Genomic DNA, 4,258 nt, shown 5'->3' with positions numbered 1-4,258 from the left:
GGCCTCATTTCTCGCTGCCGTCCAGATCAGATGCATCGCTCTCTGGGCTAAAATCTTGTGACGACACTATCTAGTTTCATCTTTCACAGTAAATAAAAATCAGGAATTATAGTGAAAATAGATAACCCGGCAGATCGACTCATACATTTCCTTGAGGAATGCCTCAATTTTCCTACTCCCCAGAATGTTAGTTCCGTTAATGCACTGAGTAACATTCTGGGATTATCTAATGACGAAGGTCGAGACGTTTTATTTGCGCGAATCGGAGAGGTGATTCAGCTTCCCGGGAAAACACATAAAATCATCCAGGAAAATTTTCCTGCAAACAGTCATTACTCCAGTGAATGGTTGCATCTGGTTAATAAATCTTTTTCTAGTCTTCATCTGGCTGGAACCTTTGACAGTTTCACTACGTCCATTGACCGAATCGCGCTCCGTGAATTAAAATTAGTATCAATGATTATCGCAACAAAAGGGGCAGTGGAACATATTAATGTTGCCAAACTTAATGAATGGAAGGAAACACTTAGTCTATTAAAGCAAGAAGTACATTCCTGTACTGATTATTCACTGGAGTTGCAGGATTGTTTGGTTAAGTATATTAATAAATTAATATTCGCAATAGACGGGTATCAGATTAACGGGAATGAAAGTTTGCTGGATGCGATGGAAGCGGCCACGGGACATCTGCTGCTTGATCCGGAATACAGGAATGTGGTGATGAATGAGCAGGAGGGGCCTGGTCAGAAGTTCAGAGAGATCCTCTCAGCCGTTGCTGATGCTACCTCTATCACTACCGATGCGATTTTGCCAATGATTGCAACAGGCATTAATTTTTTTCTGACTTACAAACCGTAATAGCAGGGGGATGTATTCCCCCTCACCAGTAGTCCGGGATCGTTAAATATTCTCTTTTATCGCTTTAAGCACTTTTTCTGGTCCAGCGCTTTGTGCCAGATACAGCCCTGCCCGAAGGAGGGTGGAGACGGTAATGTTCTTGTTGGTCAACGCCTGGATCTCTTCGACCAGCTGCTCGGCCAGCATCTTTTCAGCGGCTGTCATTCTGACTGTCTTAGGTGATTCAGAGGTCGTGCGCTTCTTCGTGACACTCAGGTTCGTGAGTTTCTGGCGTTCGCCATTGTTTTTTTCCGGTTTAATCAGGTCCGGACGGGATAATGGTTGCTTTGCCATTTACACTTCCTCTTGTTGCGATAATTCAGTTAATTCACGTGCCAGTTTGCGATAGTCATTCAGAGCAAGCGAACCTTTTGCATAATAATACAATGGAACACAGGCGACCTGAGACTGAACAATTGTCTGGTCATCGCGAATGGTCGTTTCCAGTAAACGGGATTTTACTCGAGGGTGAGAGCGTAGCTGCTCATCAATAAATACGTTTATTTTCTTATGCGAACGATTGTATTTATTTCTGAACACGCTGAACTGTGTATATTCGCTTTCATTGATTTCATCCATGTAATCCAGCATTACTTCCAGAGCACTCAGGGCAAAACTTCCACCATCGACTGGAACGATGACATGATCAGCCACATATATGGCATTGCCGGACGCGAGACTTAATCCGGGTGCACAGTCGATAACGATACGGTCATAATCATCGAACACATTCTGCAGATGCCGGAAGAGGATTTTCTCCCGGTGACTGCGGGACATGCATTGCTCAAGTACTTTTTCAAAAGAAGGATCAGAAGGTATTAAATCCAGACCCGGAATGTCGGCCTCACCTGCTTTCGCAGGAATAATGGCATTACGGATATCAAAACGAGCATTGGCATAGAGGTCACAGATCGTTGGTCCGAACTGGGCATTATATTTTCTGCCGTAGGCCAGCACTTCTGATGAGTTCGCCTGGTTATCTGAGTCTATATGCAGAACCTTCTCGCCTGCCTGTGCAAACGCGACAGAGAGATTTGTGGCCGTGGAGGTTTTTCCCGGGCCACCCTTGTTGTTCATGAACACGTAAGTCGTTGCGCGTTTCTTTTGTTCTTTGATTGCCATGCCTGATTCCTCAGAAAATTATGCGATACAAACAGAACACACCTGTAATTAATAAGTACGACTATAGCATTACAAATGTAATACACAAGTAATCTATTGAAAAGATGGAGCACATGCTGGTAATCATGACGGTGCGGAAGGGCAACTGGGGGGGAGCATCCTTATTCCAGAGGGAGGTCTGTAATATTCTGGGAACCTAATGAAGAAGGGCGGAAATTTAAGGTGACGGCAGGGATTTTTGCCCTCATCCGACAGGGGGGCTATCAGCCGCAGCTCAAGCACTGTTGGTCATACATTCAGTGTTGTATGTCCCCGGTAAATATGCCTCAGGTGCATGAATATTTTTTGCCCGTCAGAGCCATGCTTCCAGGGCCATAAATCCGCGAGGGACCCCAAAATCACTATCAGACCGACAAAGTAAGTGATAAACGGGCTTACTGCAGTCAGAAACAGTGGAACATATATCAGGACAGGAAACAGGGGACCGGCCAGCGTGGCCGCGACGACTTTCCACCTGGGGGCGTCATCGGCATACTCATAACTGACAGCCCCTCCTGCGGGAATCATACCGAGCTGAAACTGAATACCGCCAACGGTAAACTGCCCCAGCACGGGAATGCCCGTCTGAAAGCGGGTGCCAGTATCAGCGCCGTTGCTCACGAGTTTGGTACCTAACGACAAGCCATCATGCGCCTGCGTGACAATGCCGTCAGCCCGGAGTTATCAGAATAAAGGGAAGGGGACCGCCCCCCCCCCCCGGCACAGTCCCCTGAAGGAATGGCAAGTCCGTTCACCGCTAATGTCAGCTTGTTCCGGGCTGTGATAACATTCCCGGGTCATTTTTCAGAGCCAGGGCTGATGAAGAAGAAAAGCAGCACACCCCACGCTGCCACGTTCAGGCAGTTCCTGACGCAACCGGATATTGCACGGGATTTCATGGAAATCCACCTGCCCGCAGAGCTGCGTGCAGTCTGCGATCTCAGCACGCTAAAACTGGAATCCGGCTCGTTCGTTGAGGATGATCTCCGCCAGTATTTCAGCGACGTCCTCTACAGCCTGAAAACCACAGCCGGCGACGGATATATTCATGTCCTGATCGAACACCAGTCGACGCCGGATAAACATATGGCTTTCCGCCTGATACGCTATGCGGTGGCCGCCATGCAGCGCCACCTGGAGGCAGGGCATAAAAAACTGCCACTGGTGATACCGGTGCTGTTCTATACGGGTAAACGCAGCCCGTATCCGTACTCCACCCGGTGGCTGGATGAGTTTGACGGTCCGGCGCTGGCAGGCAAACTCTACAGCAGCGCTTTCCCGCTGGTAGACGTTACGGTCATTCCGGATGATGAAATCGCTGGCCATCGCAGTATGGCCGCACTAACTTTACTGCAAAAGCATATTCACCAGCGGGACCTGGCGGAACTGGTTGACCGGCTGGCGCCCATCTTGCTGGCCGGATATCTGTCTTCATCACAGGTAATATCGCTGGTACCCTATATAGTGCAGGCAGACGAAACAGCCGACGCCGAAGCCTTTGTACGCGAACTGGCACAGCGTGTGCCGCAACACGGAGACGCACTTATGACCATCGCACAACAGCTTGAACAGAAAGGTATCGAGAAGGGCAGGGCTGAAGGCCTGCAGCTCGGTGAACAGCGCGGTATTGAAAAAGGCCGTTCAGAAGGTGAGCGTCAGGCCACTCTGAAAATTGCCCGTACCATGCTGCAGAACGGCATTGACCGTAATACCGTCATGAAAATGACCGGTCTGACTGAAGACGATCTGGCGCAGATCTGCCACTAATCCCCCTTTCCTGGCACTCCCTGTCCGGCCATCAGCGAATACTGATGGGGCAGGGAGGCACCAGACTCAGGCTCTGCCAGCCACAGCGATTAAACAGCTTCATCACCCCCGATACTTCAGCGCGGTCACCAGCCAGCGGGTGAGAAAGAGATTTTCCTGTGCCGGTGACAGCACATCGCCGTTCTGTCTGGCCAGCGCAAGCGCCACCAGGGCGCACCATGCCAGATGGCCTGATTTTTCAGTCAGTGTCACTGCTTCTTCCGCGAGTCAAAAAACTGATGTAACTCATCCAGCATAATCAGCACACGGCGACCCATCTTACGGGGAAACATCCGCCGCATCTCACGCGTCAGTTGCTGGCGGATTCAACTCCGAAGTGCAACGCTAAGCCGCCAATCTTAGCTCTGCAAACACCACAGACGGTTGCCTGAAT

General features: G+C 49.7%; 5 protein-coding genes and 1 pseudogene. 2 read left to right on the top strand and 4 right to left on the bottom strand.

The window, feature by feature from the left end; all coding sequences use genetic code 11:
• Positions 1-111 precede the first annotated feature (111 nt).
• A complete protein-coding gene (locus ACSZPU_RS23820; RefSeq protein ID WP_499003975.1) occupies positions 112-858 on the top strand; it encodes a hypothetical protein in 747 nt (248 codons plus the stop codon).
• A gap of 42 nt (positions 859-900) precedes the next feature.
• Here the strand turns inward: ACSZPU_RS23820 and ACSZPU_RS23815 are convergent, their stop codons facing one another.
• The 3 genes from ACSZPU_RS23815 to ACSZPU_RS23805 form a co-directional block, all read right to left on the bottom strand.
• Positions 901-1,191, bottom strand: a complete 291-nt coding sequence (locus ACSZPU_RS23815) for a hypothetical protein (protein WP_499003972.1) — start codon at positions 1,189-1,191, stop codon at positions 901-903.
• Positions 1,192-2,019 carry a ParA family protein gene (locus ACSZPU_RS23810; protein ID WP_499003970.1) on the bottom strand — a complete coding sequence of 276 codons (828 nt, stop codon included), beginning with the start codon at positions 2,017-2,019 and terminating at the stop codon, positions 1,192-1,194. It abuts the gene before it with no gap.
• A gap of 288 nt (positions 2,020-2,307) precedes the next feature.
• The gene (locus tag ACSZPU_RS23805) at positions 2,308-2,700 is read right to left on the bottom strand and encodes a hypothetical protein (RefSeq protein ID WP_499003967.1); all 393 of its coding nucleotides are present in this window, start codon (positions 2,698-2,700) and stop codon (positions 2,308-2,310) included.
• Between the two features lie 177 nt (positions 2,701-2,877).
• Between ACSZPU_RS23805 and ACSZPU_RS23800 the strand changes: the two genes are divergently transcribed.
• The gene (locus ACSZPU_RS23800) at positions 2,878-3,825 is read left to right on the top strand and encodes an Rpn family recombination-promoting nuclease/putative transposase (RefSeq protein WP_499003966.1); all 948 of its coding nucleotides are present in this window, start codon (positions 2,878-2,880) and stop codon (positions 3,823-3,825) included.
• 108 nt (positions 3,826-3,933) lie between these two features.
• Here the strand turns inward: ACSZPU_RS23800 and ACSZPU_RS23795 are convergent.
• Positions 3,934-4,077: pseudogene (locus ACSZPU_RS23795) on the bottom strand (DUF2913 family protein); the annotation flags it as partial.
• Positions 4,078-4,258: the final 181 nt, after the last annotated feature.

This window comes from Phytobacter sp. V69 (genome assembly GCF_965644215.1).
Classification (GTDB): Bacteria; Pseudomonadota; Gammaproteobacteria; order Enterobacterales; family Enterobacteriaceae; genus Phytobacter.
The sequence above is the reverse complement of the archived record's forward strand: the minus strand, read 5'-3'. Positions and strand labels throughout refer to the sequence as shown.

Bases quoted from the DNA above. Each gene is read 5' to 3' on its own strand.
- ACSZPU_RS23815 (WP_499003972.1), bottom strand. From the start codon at position 1,191: ATGGCAAAGCAACCATTATCCCGTCCGGACCTGATTAAACCGGAAAAA.
- ACSZPU_RS23810 (WP_499003970.1), bottom strand. From the start codon at position 2,019: ATGGCAATCAAAGAACAAAAGAAACGCGCAACGACTTACGTGTTCATG.
- ACSZPU_RS23800 (WP_499003966.1), top strand. From the start codon at position 2,878: ATGAAGAAGAAAAGCAGCACACCCCACGCTGCCACGTTCAGGCAGTTC.